Annotated in this window: 20 protein-coding genes; 12 read left to right on the top strand and 8 right to left on the bottom strand. The window is 65.7% G+C overall.

Features of this window, described 5'->3' with window-relative positions; translation table 11 throughout:
- Positions 1 to 350 precede the first annotated feature (350 nt).
- Positions 351 to 2249 (top strand): calcium-binding protein, encoded by a 1899-nt coding sequence (locus ILT42_RS23190; RefSeq protein ID WP_204214346.1) that lies wholly within the window; start codon positions 351 to 353, stop codon positions 2247 to 2249.
- A 46-nt stretch (positions 2250 to 2295) separates the two neighbouring features.
- Here the strand turns inward: ILT42_RS23190 and metW are convergent, their stop codons facing one another.
- Positions 2296 to 2940 (bottom strand): methionine biosynthesis protein MetW, encoded by a 645-nt coding sequence (gene metW, locus ILT42_RS05540; protein WP_204214344.1) that lies wholly within the window; start codon positions 2938 to 2940, stop codon positions 2296 to 2298.
- Positions 2937 to 4106 (bottom strand): homoserine O-acetyltransferase MetX, encoded by a 1170-nt coding sequence (metX, locus tag ILT42_RS05535; RefSeq protein ID WP_204214342.1) that lies wholly within the window; start codon positions 4104 to 4106, stop codon positions 2937 to 2939. Before metX ends, metW begins: the two co-directional genes overlap by 4 nt.
- A 103-nt stretch (positions 4107 to 4209) precedes the next feature.
- Here metX and ILT42_RS05530 point away from each other — a divergent pair, with 103 nt between their 5' ends.
- The 7 genes from ILT42_RS05530 to ILT42_RS05500 all read left to right on the top strand — a co-directional run bounded on the left by ILT42_RS05530 (position 4210) and on the right by ILT42_RS05500 (position 11007).
- Positions 4210 to 5748, top strand: coding sequence for an MBOAT family O-acyltransferase (locus ILT42_RS05530; protein ID WP_204214340.1), 1539 nt, complete (start codon positions 4210 to 4212; stop codon positions 5746 to 5748).
- A 5-nt stretch (positions 5749 to 5753) separates the two neighbouring features.
- Positions 5754 to 6731: a hypothetical protein gene (locus ILT42_RS05525; RefSeq protein ID WP_204214338.1), complete on the top strand. Its 978-nt coding sequence runs from the start codon at positions 5754 to 5756 to the stop codon at positions 6729 to 6731.
- Positions 6732 to 6798: 67 nt separating this feature from the next.
- Positions 6799 to 7629: a chorismate mutase gene (locus ILT42_RS05520; RefSeq protein ID WP_204214336.1), complete on the top strand. Its 831-nt coding sequence runs from the start codon at positions 6799 to 6801 to the stop codon at positions 7627 to 7629.
- A gap of 129 nt (positions 7630 to 7758) precedes the next feature.
- Complete coding sequence (locus ILT42_RS05515; RefSeq protein ID WP_204214334.1) at positions 7759 to 8859, top strand: pyridoxal phosphate-dependent aminotransferase; 1101 nt, start codon at positions 7759 to 7761, stop codon at positions 8857 to 8859.
- Positions 8852 to 9841, top strand: a complete 990-nt coding sequence (locus ILT42_RS05510) for a prephenate/arogenate dehydrogenase family protein (protein ID WP_204214332.1) — start codon at positions 8852 to 8854, stop codon at positions 9839 to 9841. The genes ILT42_RS05515 and ILT42_RS05510 overlap by 8 nt, the downstream gene beginning before the upstream one ends.
- Before the next feature lie 325 nt (positions 9842 to 10166).
- Positions 10167 to 10502, top strand: coding sequence for an ArsR/SmtB family transcription factor (locus ILT42_RS05505; RefSeq protein ID WP_204214330.1), 336 nt, complete (start codon positions 10167 to 10169; stop codon positions 10500 to 10502).
- Between the two features lie 7 nt (positions 10503 to 10509).
- The gene (locus ILT42_RS05500; protein ID WP_204214328.1) at positions 10510 to 11007 is read left to right on the top strand and encodes an SRPBCC family protein; all 498 of its coding nucleotides are present in this window, start codon (positions 10510 to 10512) and stop codon (positions 11005 to 11007) included.
- A gap of 108 nt (positions 11008 to 11115) precedes the next feature.
- Here ILT42_RS05500 and ILT42_RS05495 read toward each other — a convergent pair whose 3' ends face one another.
- Complete coding sequence (locus ILT42_RS05495) at positions 11116 to 12045, bottom strand: hypothetical protein (RefSeq protein ID WP_204214326.1); 930 nt, start codon at positions 12043 to 12045, stop codon at positions 11116 to 11118.
- Between the two features lie 783 nt (positions 12046 to 12828).
- Here ILT42_RS05495 and ILT42_RS05490 point away from each other — a divergent pair.
- On the top strand, positions 12829 to 14040 hold the full coding sequence (locus ILT42_RS05490; RefSeq protein ID WP_204214322.1) for a class I SAM-dependent methyltransferase: 1212 nt from the start codon (positions 12829 to 12831) through the stop codon (positions 14038 to 14040).
- A gap of 78 nt (positions 14041 to 14118) precedes the next feature.
- Positions 14119 to 16071, top strand: a complete 1953-nt coding sequence (locus ILT42_RS05485; protein WP_204214319.1) for a glycosyltransferase — start codon at positions 14119 to 14121, stop codon at positions 16069 to 16071.
- A gap of 254 nt (positions 16072 to 16325) precedes the next feature.
- Here ILT42_RS05485 and ILT42_RS05480 read toward each other — a convergent pair whose 3' ends face one another.
- The gene (locus tag ILT42_RS05480) at positions 16326 to 17438 is read right to left on the bottom strand and encodes a DUF2125 domain-containing protein (RefSeq protein ID WP_204214317.1); all 1113 of its coding nucleotides are present in this window, start codon (positions 17436 to 17438) and stop codon (positions 16326 to 16328) included.
- Between the two features lie 196 nt (positions 17439 to 17634).
- Here ILT42_RS05480 and ILT42_RS05475 point away from each other — a divergent pair, with 196 nt between their 5' ends.
- Positions 17635 to 18216: a gamma-glutamylcyclotransferase gene (locus tag ILT42_RS05475; RefSeq protein ID WP_204214315.1), complete on the top strand. Its 582-nt coding sequence runs from the start codon at positions 17635 to 17637 to the stop codon at positions 18214 to 18216.
- Here the strand turns inward: ILT42_RS05475 and ILT42_RS05470 are convergent.
- Positions 18213 to 18743, bottom strand: coding sequence for a dihydrofolate reductase family protein (locus ILT42_RS05470; protein ID WP_204214313.1), 531 nt, complete (start codon positions 18741 to 18743; stop codon positions 18213 to 18215). The two genes, ILT42_RS05475 and ILT42_RS05470, sit on opposite strands and share 4 nt — an antisense overlap.
- Positions 18744 to 18781: 38 nt before the next feature.
- Positions 18782 to 19270, bottom strand: coding sequence for an AAC(3)-I family aminoglycoside N-acetyltransferase (locus ILT42_RS05465; protein ID WP_204214311.1), 489 nt, complete (start codon positions 19268 to 19270; stop codon positions 18782 to 18784).
- 139 nt (positions 19271 to 19409) lie between these two features.
- Between ILT42_RS05465 and ILT42_RS05460 the strand changes: the two genes are divergently transcribed.
- Positions 19410 to 19883, top strand: coding sequence for a PaaI family thioesterase (locus ILT42_RS05460; protein WP_204214309.1), 474 nt, complete (start codon positions 19410 to 19412; stop codon positions 19881 to 19883).
- 19 nt (positions 19884 to 19902) lie between these two features.
- On the opposite strand, the gene ILT42_RS05455 is transcribed toward ILT42_RS05460, so the two are convergent.
- A complete protein-coding gene (locus ILT42_RS05455; protein ID WP_204214307.1) occupies positions 19903 to 20262 on the bottom strand; it encodes a hypothetical protein in 360 nt (119 codons plus the stop codon).
- A gap of 135 nt (positions 20263 to 20397) precedes the next feature.
- Positions 20398 to 21147, bottom strand: a complete 750-nt coding sequence (locus ILT42_RS05450; protein WP_204214305.1) for a lysophospholipid acyltransferase family protein — start codon at positions 21145 to 21147, stop codon at positions 20398 to 20400.
- Between the last annotated feature and the right edge of the window lie 139 nt (positions 21148 to 21286).

The raw sequence follows: 21286 nt of genomic DNA, 5'->3' as shown, positions 1-21286 counted from the left end.
ATTTGGCCCCGAGTTCGTTGGGCTCTCCCTGCCGCGGAATGGTTTTCAAGACGTGAAGCACCCTGGCAGGGCGGTCGCATGACCGGCGAGCCCGATTGGACTTCGACATTTTGACTCGGCTTCAACGGAGGACCGCCTCAGGGCGGTCCTTTCCGTATCGCCATGTACTGTTCAAGTATAAACGGATGTTGCGGCCCGACGCTGAGGGGTCTGATCTTGGCTTTGCTACGAGTCATACTTTGTGCCGAGCGTCCCATCCGAATAAACATGGACGCGCACCTGAGAGAGCGTTACTATGTAGCCACTGACGATACGAGCGCCGCGAAGGTGCCGTCTATGGGGCTGTTTTCATGTCATCCTGGTCCACATTCCTGCATGGAATGTTCGCGCGCGCCGGTCTGCCGGCTGCGAGTCCGTCATTGGTCGCCGGCATCAACCTCATCGCGGGGTCCGATGCGGGCGAAACGCTCGCCGGCACAGAAGGCCAGGACAGTATCCTGGGTTTCGACGGCAACGACTCGCTCTGGGGTGCGGCAGGGTCCGACACGCTCGTCGGCGGTGGACAGGACGATTCCCTGAATGGCGCCGCCGGGGTGGACAGCCTCGTGGGCGGCACCGGCAACGACCATTATTATGTCGATGATCAGCTTGACGAAATCCTCGAGGACACGGGCTTCGACACCGTCGTGACCTCCGTGATGGACTACACTCTCGGGTCCGGATGGCTGATCGAGGTTCTCCAGGCCGCGCCCGGCCCGGCCTCCATCTCCCTTACCGGTTCGACCGGTGCCGAGACGATCATCGGCAACGACGGCAACAACAGGATCGATGGCGGTGGCGGTCTCGACGTCATGTCCGGCGGCAAGGGGAATGACACCTACATCATCGACCAGGACGATGTCGTGATCGAGACCGCCGGCGAGGGCACCGACACGATCGTCGTGTCCTTCAACTACGCTCTGGAGGCCGATGCCAACATCGAAATCCTGAAGGCGGCGCCCGGATGCGGCTGCACGCCGATCAAGCTTGTCGGCAACAACGACGACAACACGCTGATCGGCAACGAAGGCGTCAACGACCTCTCGGGCGGCGGCGGCGCGGACATTCTCGACGGAGGCGCCGGCGCCGACGTCATGAGCGGCGGCCGGGGCGACGATCTCTATTTCGTCGACAATGCCGGCGATGTTGTCAGGGAGGGCGCCGACCAGGGTTACGATACGGTGATCGCGGCCATCGACTATGTGGCGCCCGATCATGTGGAGGTTGTGCGCGCCGCCGGGGGCGCGGCCCTCAAGCTGCAGGGCAACGCCATGGCGAACCTGCTGGTCGGCGGCGCGGGCGCCGACACCCTGGTGGGCGTCGGCGGAAACGACACGCTCCTGGGCGGATCGGGCAACGATTCCTACTCTGTCGATGCCGTCGGCGTTCGCGTGACGGAAAACGCGAACGGGGGCGTGGACACGGTCTTCGCGGGCTTCAACTATACCCTGTCGGACGAGGTCGAAAACCTGACGGCCTTGGGTGTGGCGGACCTCGTTCTGACCGGCAACGGAATCCACAATCTCATCGTCGGCAACGGCGGCAACAACACGCTGGATGGCGGGATGGGCAACGATACGCTCATGGGCGGGTCCGGCCATGACCGGATGATCGGCGGGGCGGGCGACGACATTTACCACGTGGGCGCCGCAGGCGATGTGGCCGTCGAGGGTGTTGGGGCCGGTCTCGACACCGTGATGGCGTCCGTCAACCATGTGCTGGGTGCCCATCTCGAGAACCTGACGGCCGTTTCGGGGAGCAGGGTCAGGACGTTGTCGGGGAACACCCTGAACAATGTCGTCACGGGCAACGAGGCCCGAAACAAGATCAAGGGCGGAGCTGGAAACGACACCCTAGCCGGCGGCCTCGGCAAGGATGTGCTCAATGGCGGCAAGGGGGCCGACCACTTCGTCTTCGACACGGCGCTGCGCAAGAATGTCGACACGATCAAGGGTTTTTCCGCCAAGCACGACACCATCGATCTCTCCCGGGCGATCTTCAAGATCGCCGGCAAGAAGAAGGGTGCCATCAAGGAGAAGGCCTTCTGGGTCGGCAAGGCGTCGCATGACGGCGACGACCGCATCGTCTATGACGACCAGAGCGGGAGGGTTTACTACGACGCTGATGGAAATGGCGCCCGCAAGGCGATCTATTTCGCCAAGGTCGGCGCGCACAAAGCCCTTACGCACAAAGATTTCTTCCTGGTCTGACAGGCTGGCCAGGGCCCCGCATCGCCGACCGATCGCTCGTCCGACGTCAGCGTCGCTTGAGCAGGAACACGCCCTGGTCGCCCAGCAGGTTCCAGACCCACCAGGGCAGGGCGACCCGAATGGGCTGCCCGCCTGCGTCCAGGGCCACGGCCTTTTCCATCTGGGCGCCCACCACCCGGCAAAGCTCCACGAAGTCGCGAATGGTGCAAAAATGGATGTTGGGCGTATCGTACCAGGAATAGGGCAGGTTGTCCGTCACGGGCATGCGCCCCTTCAGGCCGACGTCGACGCGCACGCGCCAGTGGCCGAAATTCGGAAAGCTCACGATGGCCCGACGCCCGATGCGCAGCAGCTGTTCCAGCACGACCTTGGGCTGGCGCGTCGCCTGGATGGTTTGGGACAGGATCACGTAATCGAAGGCGTCGTCCGGGTAATCCGCCAGATCCGTGTCAGCGTCGCCCTGGATCACCGGCAGGCCTTTGGCGAGGCACTGGTTGACGCCCTCGCGGGAGAGTTCGATGCCGCGTCCATCCACGCCGCGCCGGTCGCGCAGGAGGGCGAGCAGCGAGCCGTCGCCGCTGCCCACGTCGAGCACCCGCGAGCCCGGCGCCACCATGTCGGCCACGAGCAGGAAGTCGAGGCGGGTCGGTGGCTGGGCCGTCGGTGGGGCGCGGTCGAGCGCCGCGGTCATGCGATGCCCCGCACGCGGGCCGCCGCGTCGATGAAGCCCTGGGCGGCCGCGAACATGGCGGGCTCCTCCAGCAGGAAGGCGTCATGTCCCTTGTCGCTCTCCACCTCCACGAATCCCACCGAAGCCGCCGCAGCATTGAGCGCGTGCACGATGGCGCGGGAATCGGAGGTGGGAAACAGCCAGTCGGACGTGAACGAGATCACGCAGAACCGGGTGGCACTGCCCTTGAAGGCCTTGGCCAGGATGCCGTCATGCTCCGCCGCGAGGTCGAAATAGTCCATGGCGCGGGTGACATAGAGATAGGAATTGGCGTCGAACCTCTCCACGAAGGACAGGCCCTGATAGCGCAGGTAGCTCTCGATCTGGAAATCCGCGTCGAACGAGAAGGTGGGAGCGCTCCGGTCCTGGAAATTGCGGCCGAACTTCCGGTGCAGGGCCTGCTCCGACAGGTAGGTGATATGCGCGCCCATCCGCGCCACCGCGAGTCCCTTGGAAGGGCGCGTTCCCTCAATGAGATAGCGGCCCCGGCGCCAGTCCGGATCCGCCATGATGGCCTGGCGGCCCACCTCGTGAAAGGCGATGTTCTGGGCCGAGTGCCGCGCCGCCGCCGCGATGGGCAGGGCCGAAAACACGCGGTCCGGGTAGCTGGCGGCCCATTGCAGCACCTGCATGCCGCCCATGGATCCGCCGATCACGCAGAACAGGCTCCCGATGCCGAGGCGGTCGAGGAGTGCGGCTTGGGACCGCACCATGTCGCGGATGGTGACCACCGGGAAGTCGAGGGTGTAGGGCTGGCCCGTGGCCGGGTCCGTGGAGGCCGGGCCCGTGGTGCCCATGCAGCCGCCGATCACGTTGGTGCAGATCACGAAGAAGCGGTCGGTGTCCACGGGTTTGCCCGGTCCCACCATGGTGCTCCACCAGCCGGGCTTGCCCGTCACCGGGCTCACATTGGCGGCATGCTGGTCCCCCGTGAGGGCGTGGCAGATCAGGACCGCGTTCGACTTCTCGGCATTGAGCCGGCCGTAGGTCTGGTAGGCGATCTGCCAGGGCCCCAGGGGCACACCCGCGTCCATCACCAGCGGCTCATGGGCGCCAAAACGCGCCACGAGGCTCGACGGGTCGTCGACCTGGCTGCGCGGTTCGGCGGACAGTGCGGGGCTGGGCATGGATCCGGCGTTCGTTTTTACGAACATACCGGTAGTTCGGGCGGGTGCCGCCGTCAATGGACGGGGCGGGTTCGAAAATCGCATTTGCCTGGGCGGGTCGGCGATGATAGCGCTCCGGCGATTCGACGTCACAGGCTTGGCCGTGCTCTTCAATTCGCCCGAATTCCTGTTCGGTTTCCTGCCGGCGGTGCTGGCCGCCTATTGGGTCCTGCGCCGCTGGAGCGTGGGCGCCGCGAACCTGTGGCTCCTGGTCTCGTCCCTGTTCTTCTACGGCTGGTGGGAGGCCCGTTTCCTGCCGATCCTGCTGGCCTCCATCGCGCTCAATTTCGCGTTCGGCCGGGCCATTGTGCGGGCTAGGTCCCTGTCGGGGCCCGACCGGCCCCGCCACCTCTTGGTCGCTGGCGTCACGCTCAACCTGGCGGCCCTCGCCTATTTCAAGTACGCCGATTTTCTGGTCTCCAACATCGGCGATCTCCTGAACCTCGGCGATGTCCTGGGGGCCCACTGGGCCATGAAGGACATCGCCCTTCCCATCGGCATCTCGTTCTTCACCTTCACGCAGATCGCCTATCTGGTCGACACCTACGCCCGTAAGGCGAGCGAGCCCGACCCGGTCCGCTACGGCCTCTTCGTCACCTATTTTCCTCACCTGATCGCCGGCCCCATCCTCCATCACGGCGAGATGATGCCGCAATTCGCCAGCCGGTCGCCCCGGGACCGCGGTCTCGACGTCGCCGTGGGCCTCACGCTCTTGTCCGTGGGATTGTTCAAGAAGGTCGTGATCGCCGACACGATCTCGCAGTACAGCACCCCCGTCTTCCTCGCCTTCGACCAGGGGCTGCGCATGTCCTTCGTGGAGGCCTGGCTCGGCGCGCTGGCCTACGCGCTTCAGATCTATTTCGACTTCTCGGCCTATTGCGACATGGCGCTGGGAATCTCGCGCATGTTCGGCATCCTGCTGCCGGTCAACTTCCTGTCCCCCTACCAGTCCGCCAGCATCATCGACTTCTGGCGGCGCTGGCACATCACCCTGTCGCGGTTCCTGCGGGACTATCTCTACATTCCCCTCGGCGGCAACCGCCGCGGGACGGCCCGGCGCTACGCGAACCTCGCCCTGACGATGCTGCTCGGCGGCCTGTGGCACGGCGCGTCCTGGAATTTCGTCATCTGGGGCGGCCTGCACGGCCTCTACCTGGTGATCAACCACGCCTATCGCGCCCAGGCCGCCCGGATGGGGTTCCGCCTGTCCCGGGGCTTGTCCTGGGGGCTGACCTTCCTGGCGGTGGTCTTCGCCTGGGTGTTCTTCCGGGCGGAGACCTTCCGGGGCGCCTGGATCATGGTCAAGACGATGCTGGGGGCCCGCGGCCCGCTTCTCCCGGACGCTTGGCCGGTCGAAGGCCTGGGGCTCGTGGCGGCCCTGCTTCTCCTGTGCGTGGCGGCTCCCAACATGTACGTGGTTCTCTACCGGTTCCGGCCCGGTCTCTACCCGGATTGGTTCGTGGCGCCGCAAACCTCCCGCCGCGCCCTCTCGTGGCGGCCCTCGTTCGCCGCCGGAATCGGCTACGGGGCGCTGTTCGCCGTCGCCCTGATCGTCCTGCTGCAATTCGCCCGCGAGAGCGAATTCCTCTATTTCCAGTTCTGATGCCCATGGCACGTTACCTCGCCGGCTTCTGCGCCGGAACGATCATCGTCTTCGGGCTGGTCCTGCTCCTCGGGATCCTCGGGGCGGGGAGGCTCAACCCCCATCGCCAGGAGACCGGATGGGTCGCCTGGATCCGGCACGAGAAGCTGAGGCTCCTGCAAGCGCCGCCGGGCCGGATCGTGGTCGTGGCAGGATCCAATGCGACGTTCGGCATCGAGGCGCGGCGGCTCGAGGCCCTCACGGGTCTGCGGACCGTCAACGCGGCAAGCCACGTGAACGTCCTGTACACCCTGCAGGAGACGGACCCCCTGCCGGCCCTCCAGGCAGGCGACATCCTGCTCCTGCCCCTCGAGACCCAGGCCTATGCGCGCACCACGGAGATGAACCAGATGAGCGCGGAGGTGGGCCATCAGGAGGGCTTGGATTATTTCCTGAGCCTGCCGTGGCGCCTGAAGCTGGGCTACATCCGCCATCTCGAACCCTCGTTCCTGTGGCAGCAGCTGGTGAGGATCCGGGACGGGGACGCGCTTCCCCGGCAGGGCTACTGGCGCTTCGGGGTCGACGATCATGGCGACCTCGATCTCTCGGATGCCCGGCCCGCCCCCGCCACCGTGCAGGACAGCGCCCGCACCACCTCCATGGGACGAACGGTCTCGCCACCGATGCGGCAGATCCTCTGCGCGAGCATCCGCTCCCTGGCGGGGCGGGGCGTGCGCGTGATCGGGACGCCCGACAACATCTACCTCATGGACCAGGCGAACATTCGCAACCGCCAGAACCTGCTCAAGCGGGCGAGGGGCCTGTTCACGTCCTGCGGGGGCGAATGGGTGGACGTCCCCGGCGGCGGCCTCCAGCCCCTGGAACGGATGTACGACACCATCTTCCACCCGACCGCCGAGGGGCGGCGGCTGCGGACGGACGAACTGGCCCGAGCCCTATGCGCGGGTCCGATCGCCTGCAAGCCGCAGCCCGTCCGGGATTGAGGTTGCTCTTTGGCCTTGGGCCGTTAAGGAGAGAGAGCGCCTCCCACCCATTCAAGGTGAGTTTTCCGTGTCCGACACACCCGCTCCGACCCTTGCCGAACTGCGCCAGAACATCGACCGGATCGACGAGGAGATGCACCGACTGCTCATGGAGCGGGGGACGATCATCGAGCGGCTGATCCAGGTCAAGAAGACGTCGGATTCCGGATCCGCCTTCCGGCCCGGACGCGAGGCCTCCATGATGAGGGCCCTGGCGGAGCGGCATGGGGGGCTCCTGCCCCTCGACACCGTGGAGAGCATCTGGCGGGTCATCATCGCGACCTTCACCTATGTGCAGGCGCCTTACGCGGTCCACGCGGACGTGTCGGGCGGGGACGCGCCCATGCGCGACTCGGCCCGGTTCCATTTCGGCTTCACGGTGCCCTATGCGATGCATCCGAGCGCCGACGCCGTGATCGAGGCCGTGGCGGCGAGCCGGGGCGATCTGGGGATCTTCCGCCTGAACCAGGGGGCCTCGAGCGGGGCCTGGTGGCGGACGCTGGCCGAGGCCGACCGTCCCAAGATCATCGCGCGCCTTCCCTTCATCGAGCGGCCGGACCACCCGGCCGGAACCCCGGTCTACTGCATCTCCAAGCCGCTGACGGACGCCGCCGTGCGGGACGTGGTGCTCTATGCGGCCCAGTTCGAGCGCTGGCACAAGGGCGCAACGGGCGCCCTGGCCGGCCTCGGCGGCGAGGCCGTGGCGAGCGCGGCGGACGCCAACGGCCTGTCGGTGCTCATCGCGGCGCCGGGCGATCTCGCGCCCGAGGCGCTGCGCAAAGCCCTGACGGAGGCCGGCGCCAGCCTCGCGGACCTGGCCGAGATCGGCAGCCATGCGGCCCGGTTCCGGGTCGGCTGACCGGCCTGCCGGACCGGGCGTCGCGCGCGGCGCATCGCCGATGTTCCAAAAGTGCATTCCCCTTTCGGGCCCGATGCTCTAGAGCCTTGGCCGAGAGCCCGAACCTCCCGTCCACCCGCAGGAACCCCCATGTCCGCCCGTCCCCAGCCCCGTCCCGGAATCATGCAGATCGAGGCCTATGTGCCCGGCAAGAGCGCCGCCGTCGGGGTGGCCAAGATCCACAAGCTCTCGTCCAACGAGACCCCTCTGGGACCCTCCCCGAAGGCCATCGCGGCCCTGAAGGCGGCGGACCACTTCGAACTCTATCCGGACGGTTCGGCCACCAAGCTGCGCGAGGCCATCGCGGCCAAGTACGGCCTCGACCCGCAGCGCCTCATCTGCGGCTCGGGCTCGGACGAACTGCTCTCGCTCATCACCAACACCTATATGGGCCCTGGCGACGAGGGGCTCTATTCGGAGCACGGCTTCCTGGTCTACCGCATCGCCATCCTGGCGGCGGGCGGAACCCCCGTGATCGCGCCCGAGAAGGACTACCGGACCGATGTCGACGCGCTCCTGGCGCGGGTCACGGACAAGACCAAGATCGTCTACCTGGCCAACCCCAACAATCCCACGGGCACGTATATCCCCTTCGACGAGGTCAAGCGCCTCCATGCGGGGCTGCCCTCGCACACGATCCTGGTGCTCGACGCGGCCTATGCCGAATATGTCCGCCGCAACGATTACGAGGCCGGGCTCGAACTTGTGGCCACCCATGACAACGTGGTGATGACCCGCACCTTCTCGAAGATCCACGGTCTCGCGAACCTGCGCCTCGGCTGGATGGTGGGGCCCGCCCCCATCATCGACGCGGTCAACCGCATCCGCGGCCCCTTCAACGTCAACGGCCCCGCCATGGCGGCCGGGATCGCGGCGATTGGGGACGACGCCCATGTGGCGAGCGCCATCGCCCATAACGAGCAATGGCTCGACTGGCTCACCAAGGAGATCGGGGCGCTGGGCCTCAAGACCACGCCGAGCGTGGGCAACTTCATGCTGATTCACTTCCCGAAAGAGCCCGGCCGGACCGCCCGGGATGCGGACGCCTTCCTGTCGAGCCGGGGCCTGATCCTGCGCCGCATCGACGGCTACGGCCTGCCCGATGCCCTGCGCCTCACCGTGGGGACCGAGGAGGCCAACCGCCTCCTGGTCGAGACCCTGCGCGCGTTCCTCGGGCGCGACCATGCCTGAGCGCCTGGGTCCGCCCCTCGCGGCACCGCTCTTCCGCCGCGTCGCCATCGTGGGCCTGGGGCTGATCGGCTCGTCCATCATCCGGGCGGCCCGCCATCTGGGGCTGGCCGACACCCTGGTGGCGATCGACCGGGACGAGGGCGTGGTCGCGCGGGTGCGCGAGCTGAACCTGGCCGACGAGGCGACCACCGAACTGGCGGGCGTGAGGGGTGCGGATTTCGTCATCCTGTGCGTGCCGGTGGGTGCCTGCGGGGCGGTGGCCCAGGCCCTGCGGCCGCATCTTTTGGCGGGCTGCATCGTGTCCGACGTGGGGTCCGTGAAGGGCTCCGTGGTGGCCCAGGTGCAGCCGCACCTGCCCGAGGGCGTGGCCTTCGTGCCCGCCCATCCGGTGGCGGGCACCGAGCATTCCGGCCCCGATGCGGGCTTCGCGACCCTGTTCCACAATCGCTGGTGCATCCTCACGCCGCCGGAGGGCACCGACGAGGCCGCCATCGACCGGGTGCGGGCCTTCTGGGCCGCGCTCGGGTCGAACGTGGAGGTGATGTCGGCCCAGCACCACGATCTGGTGCTCGCCATCACGAGCCACGTGCCGCACCTCATCGCCTACAACATCGTGGGCACGGCGGCGGACCTGGAGACCGTGACGCAATCCGAGGTGATCAAGTTCTCGGCGGGCGGCTTTCGCGACTTCACCCGCATCGCGGCCTCCGACCCCACCATGTGGCGCGACGTGTTCCTGCACAACAAGGACGCGGTGCTGGAGATGCTGGGCCGCCTCAACGAGGACATCGCGCTGCTGGCCCGCGCCATCCGCTGGGGGGAGGGCGACAAGCTGTTCGACCTCTTCACCCGCACCCGCGCCATCCGCCGCGGCATCATCTCGTCCGGCCAGGAAACGGCGGAGCCCGATTTCGGCCGCAGGCGGGAGGTGGAGCCGGACAAGGCGTCCGAGACGGGGCCGGAGCCGCGCCCGGGCGCCTGAGCCGCCGCCCGGCCTATCCGCGTTTCGCATGCTGGGATACGATGGGGGCTGGGAGACGGGTCGCGGCGGAAAGAGGCGAAAGACGCCATCCGCCCGAGGGGTCCCACCGCCGTCGCACGGCCAGTCGGCCGGACGATAGATCGGTCCAAACACCACCCCTGTTCGTCGAAACGGCCAGGTTGAGACGGCCGTTGCACGTGTTGCACCCCGTTTGAGCCTCTCCATCCGGTGAGGTCTGGACGGACACGCGATCCCGAGGCGAAAACTTAGCCACATCTGAAAGTATTTCTTGATCGGTCCGCGTCGCCGGTCAATACTTTCCGTCATGGCTAACTATCACACCAACCTGGACCGGGCCTTCTCGGCCCTCGCGGATCCGACCCGTCGGGCGATCGTCAGCCGGCTGTGCGAGGGTCCGAGATCGGTCGGCGAACTCGCCGAGCCGTTCGACATCGCCCTGCCGTCCCTGCTCAAGCACGTGCAGGTTCTCGAACGCAGCGGGCTCGTGGTCTCCGAGAAGGCCGGACGGGTCCGGATCTGCCGGATCGAGCCGGGCGCTCTGGAGGCCACCGAAGCGTGGATCCGTCAGCATATCCGTGCCTGGGAGAGCCGCCTCGACCGCATGGAAGCCCACATCCAACGCATGACCCCGAAGGATTGAGACGTTGATGATCCCATCGCAAAACTCCGCCTCGCCCTGGAGCGACTGGCCCCTCGACCGCGAGATCGTCCTGAGCCGGGTCATCGCGGCGCCCCGCCGCCTGGTCTTCTCGGCGTGGGCCGATCCGGACCAGATCCCGCAATGGTTCGGGCCCGACGGCTTTTCGATCGAGACCCGCGAGATCGACCTCCGGCCCGGCGGGCTCTGGCGGTTCGACATGGTGGCTCCGGACGGCACCCGCTACGGCAACCGGATGCGGTTCCTGCGGGTCGAGGCCCCGGCCCTCATCGAGGTCGAGCACGGCGCGGACGAGGACGACGACCCCGGCCGCTTCCGTATGCTCGTCACCTTCGACGAGCAGAGCGACGGCAAGACCGTGCTCACCCTGCGCCAGATGCACCCGTCCAAGGAGCGCCGGGAAGGAGCGATCGGCTTCGGAGCCGTCGAATACGGCGCCCAGACCCTGGGAAAACTCGCCGCGCACGTGGCGAAGCGCGGGGCGTGATGGGTCTATCCGCCCCGTTGAGGAGAAGGGTGGTTGGATATTGGGCCGACACGTGCGCGGATCGGCATGGCCGCCCCGCTTACGCCCCGTCCTGGGAGCGCCCGAGGGTCACGTCTGGCCGCATGATGGGTTGGACACAATCTCGCCCATGCGAGACCTGCCCTGTGTCAGGCGCGCCCATAGCGCGCCTGACAGGTCATGGAGCAGATAGAGAGACGACACCGTCAGGGCGACCACGGACCAATATCCATATCGGTAGTCGCTGGCGACGCCGCCGACCACGTAACAGAGCAGATAGATGACGGCCGACGCGGTGGCAGCGCCTAGGACGGCGCGGCATGAACTCACGGTCGAGCACAGGATCGCTCCGAAAAGAACGATGCCGTAGACAAGCCAGCCCAGCAGCCAAGAGCCCGGAACCGGCAGGCCGACACGATCCTTCGCGCCGACTACGGCGAGCATTGTCCTGAACATCGGGCCCTGCTCGAATGTGATGCCGAAGTCGTTCGGATAGGTCACCCCAACACCATAACCTTCGGGCTGTTGCAGGAAGCTGAAGAAGTGCTGCAGCCGATGCCTGACATAGGCCATAGGATGTTGCATGATCGCCTGGACCCACGTGTTTCGAAGCTCGTCCGCTCCCCAAAGCTTTTGCTCCCGGATTTTGTCCGAGACAAACCTGCAGGACCCCCAAACATACGAGTTGGCATATTTCGGGTCATGGCAGGTATCGGTCAGCTGAGCCCGCTCCTCGGCGGTCCAGGATCCTGGGAGGAGAACTGTCTTCTCGATCGAACTCATCCCGCCCAGGTCGAAAATGAACAAGACGCTGCTGACATGCCATCGTTCGACGTTCAGAGAGGCGTTGAGAACAGTGTTAGCGCTTAGGGCGAAGGCCAGCATGGCGCCCGCTAAGCCAACCCTTACGCTCGCTTTGCCGAAGGGGGCCAGCACGAGCACAAGTGGGATAAAGGCGGGCGCGGCGTTGATCCGCGTCAGGCAGCCGAGGATTCCAAAGACGACAGCAACGGCCGTCATGGCCCGGAAAGGCGTTCTCCTCCCTGCTTTCAAGCTATGTCTTGCGCACAAGAGCGAGCCGAAACAGCACAACCAGAACGCCGCCAACAGGACGTCCTTCCAAAGCACGCCCGCGATGATCCAGACCGGCGGGCACAGGCCGCCCAGCAAAACGGCCCAGGCAGGCCGTCTTCCGGCGAAAAGGGGGCTTGCGGCGACGGGCCCGAACCCCAGGCCCAGCAATGATGCTTGGAATATGAAGTATCCCACCGATGGATGAGCTGGCGTCAGCAGGATTGACCATAACAAGGACATGAGTGGAGGATGCCAGTCATCGTACTGGCCGGATCGTGCTTGATGGAGTTGATGAAGGGAATCTGACGTCAGGATCCCCGGTCAGAATGTGTATAAGTAAATTAGAAATAAAATCACCAACCCGAGGAGGGTAATTATTGTATAAATGTACATTCTCATGCACGTCATTTGTATGATTTGCTAGATAATGGTCGAATATACATGCTCGGGATGAGAGATTTCGACAACATAGGCTCGTCGTTGCTCTGAGAAATTTGCGGACCACTCCCTCGCGGGGCCAAGTACATTGTCGGTAATCGAAATCTCTCGACCATTCATAGTCAACGCGACCCACGGGCTCAATAATAATTGGAACGACAGCTTGCCCGGACGGTGGGCGGGCTTGCATCTCCGATGCGCAAATGGGATATGCTCAACAGGGGCAGATTGGAAATTCGCAGCTTCGCTCATCATGAGGCCGGCTGTCTAAATTTTTTCAGGTAGGCAAATTTGGAACGGCTTTCTTTCACCGGCTCAGGCGATTATTCCGCTCTCGAGGCCGCCATTCATACCGCCCGCTATGCCATCGCCAAGCCGATATGCCGGGGCAAGGATATTTTGGATGTGGCCTGTGGCGAAGGCTACGGCGCAGCGCTGCTCAAGGACTGGGGCGCCGCGAGCGTGGACGGCGTCGACATCTCGGACGAGGCGATCGAAGCCGCGCAGAGCAACTTCCAGCGCGAAGGCGTCCGCTTCCGCACCGGAAGGGCCGAAGAGGTGGCGTCCGTCTTCCGCGACCGGAAGTACAACCTGATCATCAGCCTGGAGACGTTCGAGCATCTCGACGACCCCACGGTCTACCTGAAGCAAATCCAGTCTCTCGCCACCGATGATGCCGTCATCATCATCAGCTGCCCCAACGATCACTGGTATTACCCGAACCCCGACCAGGGCAATCCCTTCCACAAGCGGAAATACACCTTCGACGAGTGTCGGCAGATCTGCGAGGGCGTCCTCGGGGCCGGCTCCTGGCGCTTCGGCGGGCTGGCGATCGGGTTCACGACGACGCCGGGCTTCTCGCAGCAGGGCCCGACCATGCAGCAGATCGGGATGATGAACCATCAGGCCGTCGAGGCCACGGTCATGGTCCCGCCGGACGCAAGCACGTCTCCGGACCCCCGCTTCTGCTCGTACTTCGTCGGAGTCTGGGGCTCGAACGATCTGGAGCCCAGCGCCGCGATCTTCCCGTCATCGATGAAAAGTCTGGAGACGGGACCTTTCGCGACACCGACCTCTCTGTCCGACAAGGCAAAGATCGACCAGCTGACCCAGGACTATCGCAGGGCCGAGATGGCCCGGAGAGCTCTTTTCTCCGATAACGAGATCTTGCGTGACGCCGTTTCCCGGTCATCGGCGGTCTTTACACAACTGTCCGACGAGATCGCCAGTTTGCATGATCGGAACGCAAGCTGCCAAGGCGACATCAAAATTCTGCGGAACGACATCGTCGCCTTGAATCAAAGGCTGGGAGCAGCCGACAAGCTCGTCCATGAATTGAAGCACGAGAACGAGCTTCTTGCCTCCAGCAATCATATGCTGAGTCATACGGTCGATACGGTTCCGTGGCGAGTTGTGTCCGCCTATAAAGCCGTGCGTCGGAAGATCCCGTCGCCGGCCCTGAACCTCGTTCGTAAACTCGTGCGTACCCTCAAGGCAAAGTAAGCGATGAGCGTCGAGCGTCCGAGACATCTTGCCGATACACATTCAATCCCCTTCGTTTCCCATCGCCTGAACACTTTCTTGGCAGGCGACTTCGTGGCCCGGCGCGGTGCGAATATCGGGAACTCCGGGAGCAATCTGACGATCTCGTTTCTGTCCCTCAACCGGGTCAATCTCTCGGAGCGCCTCTGCGACTCGATCGCAAAGCACATCCCAGACTTCGCCGGGGAGGTGCTCGCGGTCGACAACGGATCGACGCCCGAGGCCTTGGAGCAGCTTCGCCAGATCCTGGCGCGTCAGCCTTATCGCACGCGGTTGATCGAGCTGGAGAAAAATCACGGCGTCGGAGGAGGGCGGAACGCCACGATTCCCCATGTCGCCACCGAATGGTTGATGTGTCTCGACAACGACATCTACTTCCTTTCGAACCCATTGCAGCGTCTGCAGCAGGACATCGGAGCGCTCGGCGCCCATTTCATGAGCCTCCCCCTGCTCGATCCCGATCACAAAACGCTGTTTGCCTATGGGGGGCTGCTTCATATCACCTACGATCTCCAAGGAAGCGTTTCCGTCGGGGGCGGGAGCGCGTTTCCTCAGACGGCGGTCGAGACGTATGATGGGCCGGGCTTTCTTTCGTCGTTCATGTACGGCGGGTCCTGCGTGTTCAAGGTCAGCTCGTTCGAGAGAGTCGGAGGCTACGACGAGGCGCTGTTCATCGGGTTCGAGGATACGGATTTGTCGCTTCGCCTTTTCCGGGACGGTTACAAGGTCGGAACCACCGGCGCCATAGCGCTGGTCCACGATCATCCGCCGCCGGATACGGACAACGACGTCGCCTACGAGCAGAAGCGTTTCTCCACCGACATCCTGCGCCGTTCGGCCAAGCATCTGGAACAGAAATACGGCTACAAGTTCTGGGACGACGTCACGGAGAGCTGGCTTGCCGAGAGACAAGCCTCGCTGGGGGTTGTGAGCGAGCCCGTCGGACCCGCCGGCGCCGTGGCCAAGTCCCGGCCCAAGATTGGCTTGGTGGTCGATACGGTCGGGTGGGCCTTCGATAATATCGCCCATCAAATCGTGACCCACCTGTCGTCGGACTTCGCGTTCGACATTCTGGCGTCCTATGACATCGGCGAACGGGTCAGGTTGCTCCCTCTGCTTCAGCAGAACGATCTGGTGCACTTCTTCTGGCGGCAGGATCCGCTGTCTCTTCAAGACCCCGGCCTCGTCGGCGAACTGTCGAAGTTCGGCATCAGCACGCAGGAATTGCGGGACCGATACCTCTCAAACAGGGCCGTCACGACGTCTGTCTACGATCATCTCTTCCTTGGCGCGGACGATATCGAGCGGTTTGCGCCGTTGTTTCAATCGGTCACAGGATATTCCGTGTCGTCGCAGCGCTTGCACGACATCTATTCCGAAATTTCCGCTTATCCGCCGCCATCCATGCTCATCCCTGACGGTGTCGACCTGGACCGGTTCCGGAAAGGCCTCAGCCGGCGCCCACGGGACAGGGACAGGCCGCTGGTGGTCGGTTGGGCCGGCAACAGCGCCTGGGCTGCAGATATCGAGGATTTCAAGGGAGTCCACACGATCCTGAAGCCGGCCCTGTCCGAGTTGAACGCGGAGGGCATTCCGCTCGACAGCTATTTCGCCGACCGCCAGATTCGGATGATCCCGCATCACGACATGCCGGACTATTACGCAAGTATTGACGTCTTCGTCTGTGTTTCCAAGATCGAGGGAACGCCTAATCCCGTGCTCGAGGCGATGGCCTGCGGTGTGCCTGTCATTTCGACCGACGTCGGAATCGTGCCTCAGGCATTCGGCCCGAAGCAGCGGGACTTCATCCTGGCCTCCCGGTCCAAGGAGGACCTGAAGAAGGCTCTTCGGCGCCTGCATCACGAGCGGTCTTTGTTGGATGAGCTCTCGGCCGAGAACCTGATCTCGATCCAGGATTGGTCATGGCCCCAGCAGGTTCAGAAGTTCAAGCACTTCTTCAACGGCATGTTGGCGAAAGCCCATGAGACTTAGATCCTGACAGTGTTGTCGGGCGCGGCAGCTATTCGCGCACCTTCCCGGCACCGGCCTGACTGACGGTCGATCGGGCCGGACCTCGCCGTCGCACCGTGTGCGCACTGTGCTCGGCCGCAGCCAAGCTCCGGCGCGGGCGATGGACTGCGCGCGCCTCGGCTTTGTGGTATGGCGCTTTCAACAAATGCGACCGGCAGCCGGGTGTTCACGCGTTTTGCCCTGGCAATCCGTGTCACTCGCCGGACTTAGGGCCCCTAGTAAAGCGGCGGCAGGGTCACGTTGGGGATCACGAAGGGGCCCATGGCGAGCTTGCCGTTGGCCAGGAACAGGGGCGGGAGGGTCACGAGCCTGGGGGCGTCGGCCTGGCCCTGCGCCTGACGGCCGCCGCCGAAGAGCGCGCCCAGCAGCGCGCCGCCCGCCCGTCCGCCCACCACGTTGCCGAGCAGGCCGTCGAGGCCCGCCGCCGACACGCTGAGCTGGCCCGCCGGCCGGTGCAGGGCGTCGAGGCCGATCTCGCCCTTGGCTTCCACCCGGCGGGTGCCCTTGGCCAGGGACAGCATCAGCACGTCGAGCTTGCCACCCGCGTTGCGCCAGCGCTCGAGCTCCTCGGCCACGGGCCGTCCCCGGAAGCCCGCCGCCTGGGTCACGGTGCCGTCGAATTGGATGTCGGTGGCCTCTCCGCCGCCCACGAGGGCGTCGAGGACCGGGATCTTGGTCTGGCGGGTGCTGAGCGCCACGTCATAAGCCCCCGCTTGGGGCCCCGCTTGCGCTCCCGTTGGGGTGCTTCCGTTCTGGGAGTTTCCGTTCTGGGAGTTTCCCTGGGCGCGGGCCGGGCTGGGGCGAAGATGCAGCTCCAGGTGCTGGCTCGAGGATGTCAGGTCCGCCGGCCCGAGACCGGAAATCGTGACGCTCGGATTCTCGGCCACCACGGAGGCCCGCTGCAGGCCGTTCGGGGTGCCGTGCACGCTCGATTGCAGGAGGTCCCAGGTGCCCCTCAGGGTGGCGACGCCGTCGGTCATCTGAAGGGGCCCGTCGATCTCCGTGATGATGAAGCGCGGCTGGTAGACCTGCGCCACGGAGCGGAAGCCCCCCAGCGTTCCCGTGATGGCGCCCTGCTTCAGGTTGAGGGACGCGCAGGACAATTCGATGTTGAACGGATAGCCGCCCACGCGCTGGTCCTGGCAGGTCCATTGCCGCCCGGCGCGGGCCTCCACGGCGAGCCAGCCGTCGAGGGCCTCCACGGCGCGGTTGCGGATGTAGAACCAGGCCGCGCTCCAGGCGATCGCCACGAGGATCAGGATCACGAAGGGCGTGTAGAGCCAGAAGCGGCCGGAACGGCGCTGCGGCTCGGCGAGGGCTTGGTCCATCCGGGGTCTCCTGTCGGCTTGGCTGTCCTTGGGACGACGCGAGCGTCGATGCCGGACTTCGATGCCCGGAGCAGTATCGACTTGCGAGAATGTGGTCTAGAGCATGACGGGACGGGGAAACGGCTCCCGCCGGCCCTGCGACACAGGCGCCGGCCGGTGCTACATCCCGATCGGGGCAGGTTTCGGGCATGAGCGCATGAGCCAAGGGACGAAGGATCCGGCAAAGGATCTGGCAGTGGATCTGGCAGAGGATCTGTGGGTGTTCGGCTACGGCTCGCTCATGTGGCGGCCTGGCTTTCCGTTCCTGGAGCGGCGCCACGCGGGCCTGCACGGCTACCACCGGGCGCTGTGCGTTCTCTCCCACGTCCATCGCGGCACGCCGGAGCGGCCCGGCCTCGTGATGGGGCTCGACCGGGGCGGGCGCTGCCACGGGGTGGCGTTCCGGGTGGCGGCCGCCGAGGCCGCGGCCACGGTGCAGTACCTGCGCGAGCGCGAGCAGGTGACGTCGGTCTATCTCGAGCGCCGGCTGCCCGTGCGGCTCGAGGGCCGCGAGAGCGTGCGGGCGCTGGCCTACGTGGTCGACCGGCGCCACGCGCAATATGCCAGCGGCCTCTCCTTCGAGGACGTGGTCGAGCACGTGCGCCAGGGCCAGGGCGTCTCGGGCGCCAACGTGGACTACGTGCGCTCCACCCACGAGCACCTCGAGGCCATGGGCGTGACCGATCCCCTGCTGGCGCGGATCATGGCGGCCCTGGAGCCGGACGCCGGGGCGGGCTAGGCCGGAACGTAGGTCAGCCGGATCACGTCCCCGCTCATCGGCTCGCTCCCCACGAGGCGCAGCCGCGGCCGGGCGCGGGCGAAGAACGGCTTGCCGCCGCCGATCACGACGGGATGGACGTAGAGCCGGTACTCGTCGACGAGGCCGAGATCGGAGAGGTTCGCGGCGAGTTCGGGCCCGGCCACCTCGATCACCCCGTCGAGCCGGGCCTTCAGGGCGCGCACCTCCGCCGCGACATCCTCGGACACGAGGGTGGCGTTCGGCCCGACCGATTCGAGCGAGCGCGACACGACCCATTTGGGCTGGCGGCGCCAGGCCGCCGCGTAGTCGCGCTCGGCTTCGTCCCATTCGGGCCGGTCGTCGTCCCAGTAGCGCATCACCTCGTACATGCGGCGGCCGTACAGGATGCCGGCAAGGCCCCGCACATCGTCGACGAAATGGCGAAACAGCGCCGGATCGGGCGCAAAGGCCGTGTGGTCGACGTAGCCGTCGAGGGATTGGTTCAGCGCGTAGATCAGCCGTGCCATGCCGCAGGATCCTCCCCCATCATCGAATCATGTCCGGTTCACGGGTTCACCGGGATGTCGAAATGCATCACGTCCTCGCGGGTCCCGAGCTTCTCGTAGAGCGCGACGGCCGGATCGTCGCCGTAATCGGCCTGAACATAAATCACCCAGGCGCCGCGCCGGGCCGCGATCCCGCGCAGATGCGCGATGAGGGCCATGGCGACGCCCCGGCGGCGAAACCGCTCGTCGACCGCCAGGTCGTAGATGTAGACCTCGCGCCGGGCCCGCTCGAACTTCTCCAGCTCATAGGCCACGAGCGCGCCGACCACCGCGCCCTCCGACACGGCGACGAGCGCCGCGACGTGGTCCTTGGCCAGAAGGCCCTGCACATAGGCGTCGTCCGGCGGCTCGGCCCCGTAGGCGTCGGGGTCCGAGAAGGCTTCGCCGAACAGGGCGTTCATACGGCGGAACAGGGTGAGGTCGGCGGGGCCCAGGCGCTGGATGGCGGGAAAAGCGGCTGTCGAAGAGTCTGTCGAAGAGGCTGTCATGGCAAAGCTCGGCTCGGCGTCCCGGCATCCTGCACCGGACGGGGCCGCCTTGGAACCACCCCCCACGACTTTCGCTGAAGTTGACTCGACGCTGCCGCGTCCGGTCATTTGAGGCAAGACATTGCGAGGAGACACCCGCGTGAGCGCCCGGATCCAGGAGAACTCGAAATTGCAGGCAAGCCCCGAGGCCGAGCGGCGGGTGCGGGAGAGCTTTGCCAGGCAGGGCCTCATGAGCACGCTGGGCGCCACGATCACGGGGGTCGGCCCCGGCGCGGTCGAGATCGCCCTGCCGGTCTCCGACGGGATTCTGCAGCAGCATGGCTTCGTTCATGCGGGCGCCGTGTCGAGCATCGCCGACACGGCGGCGGGCTTCGCGGCCCTGACCCTCATGCCGGCCGATGCGGGGGTTCTGACCACGGAGTTCAAGATCAACCTCCTGGCCCCGGCCGTGGGCGACTGGATCGTGGCGCGGGGGAGGGTGGTCAAGGCTGGGCGCACCCTCACGCTCGCCCAGACGGACGTCTTCGCCGAGAAGGCCGGGCAGGAGCGGCTCGTCGCCTACCTGACGGCGACCCTCATGACGGTGTCGGGCCGGGACGGCATCGCGGATTGATCGGCGGGGCGGTAGGGGCTCAGCAGGCTTGGTTCTCGTCGATCCGCAGATCGTCCACGATGGCGCGGCGCTCCGCGTCTCCGTCCGCCAGCCGGTGGACATGGACCTCGTTGGCGCCGAGCGACTGCACCCGGGTCATCCAGCGGGTACGGGCCGTGGCGCTGGGTGTCGAACCGGCGGCGGCCACGTCGATGACGCGGGCCTCGCCGTCGGGGCCGCGCCGGACGGCCAGGAAGACCGCGTCCACCACGTCCAGAAGGGCATTCTCGGCGAGGGCGTGAACGCCCACGATGTAGCGGCGGCCCGAATGACCGCGCCATGAACTCAGGGGCGGATTGGGACGAAGGTCCGCCGTGGCCCGTAAGCGTTCCTCTCGCACTCCCGCTCTCCGTGCACGATCATGGCGCATGTCTCGCATCGCCATCGCCCAGGATATGGTTCGTTTGTTCGCCATTTGTTCCTAATATAAGAACGACGGAGTGAGTCGTCAATGACGGCTCAATCTGTTGTGATCTCAGGCTTTGGCGCTAACAGGCGGCAGGCCGATCTCGCGGCGGCCGTCCTCGTAGAGTCGGTTGGAGGAGTCCTCGATGCGCTCCTGGAGGATCCGGAACATCTCGGTGCGCTCGAGCCCGACCGGAATCGGCTCCAGGATTTCCACCACAATCGTTCCGGGATGCCGGATGAACTTGCGGCGCGGCCAGTAGAGGCCCGAATTGAGGCCGACCGGCAGGCAGGGCACGCCCAGGCTCTGATAGAGGTGCGACACCCCGTATTTGTAGGCGGGCGGCGCTCCGGCCGGGCGGCGGGTGCCCTCCGGGAAGATCATGATCTGGCGGCCTTCCCGGACCTCCTCCTTGGCCTTGGCGGTCATCGCCACGAGGGCCTGGGAGCCCGCCTTGCGGTTCACCGGGATGCAATCCGCCTTCCAGGTGTACCAGCCGAAGAACGGGATCCATTGCAGCTCCCGCTTGAGGATGAAGGTGGGGTCGTCGAAGACCGGCAGGAGCGCGAAGGTCTCCCACAGGGATTGGTGCTTGGACGCCACCAGCAGGCCGCCCGCCGGAATCCGCTCCAGGCCGCGATACTCCACCTTGGTGCCCGCGAGCACCCGCAGCAGCCACAGGGAGGTTCTGGCCCAGGTCTGGACCAGACGCATGAAGGCCTTGCGCGGGACCACGAAACCCGGAATCAGCAGGATCAGCCAGACGATCAGGTTGATGTAGAAGGCGACGTTGAACAGAAGGGAGCGAAGAACGAGCATGGCCTGACGAGGTGGCGGGCGGGAGCGCCTGCGGGCGGCTTCTTCTAGCGCATTTTTCCCGAAAGGGGACCCGGTTTCTAGGCGCTTCACCCTCATCCTGAGGAGCCGCGAATGCGGCGTCTCGAAGAGCCTGCCCTCG

The sequence above is a fragment of the Microvirga pudoricolor genome, assembly GCF_016892705.1.
Classification (GTDB): domain Bacteria; phylum Pseudomonadota; class Alphaproteobacteria; order Rhizobiales; family Beijerinckiaceae; genus Microvirga; species Microvirga pudoricolor.
This window is presented reverse-complemented; position numbering and strand designations above follow the sequence as displayed.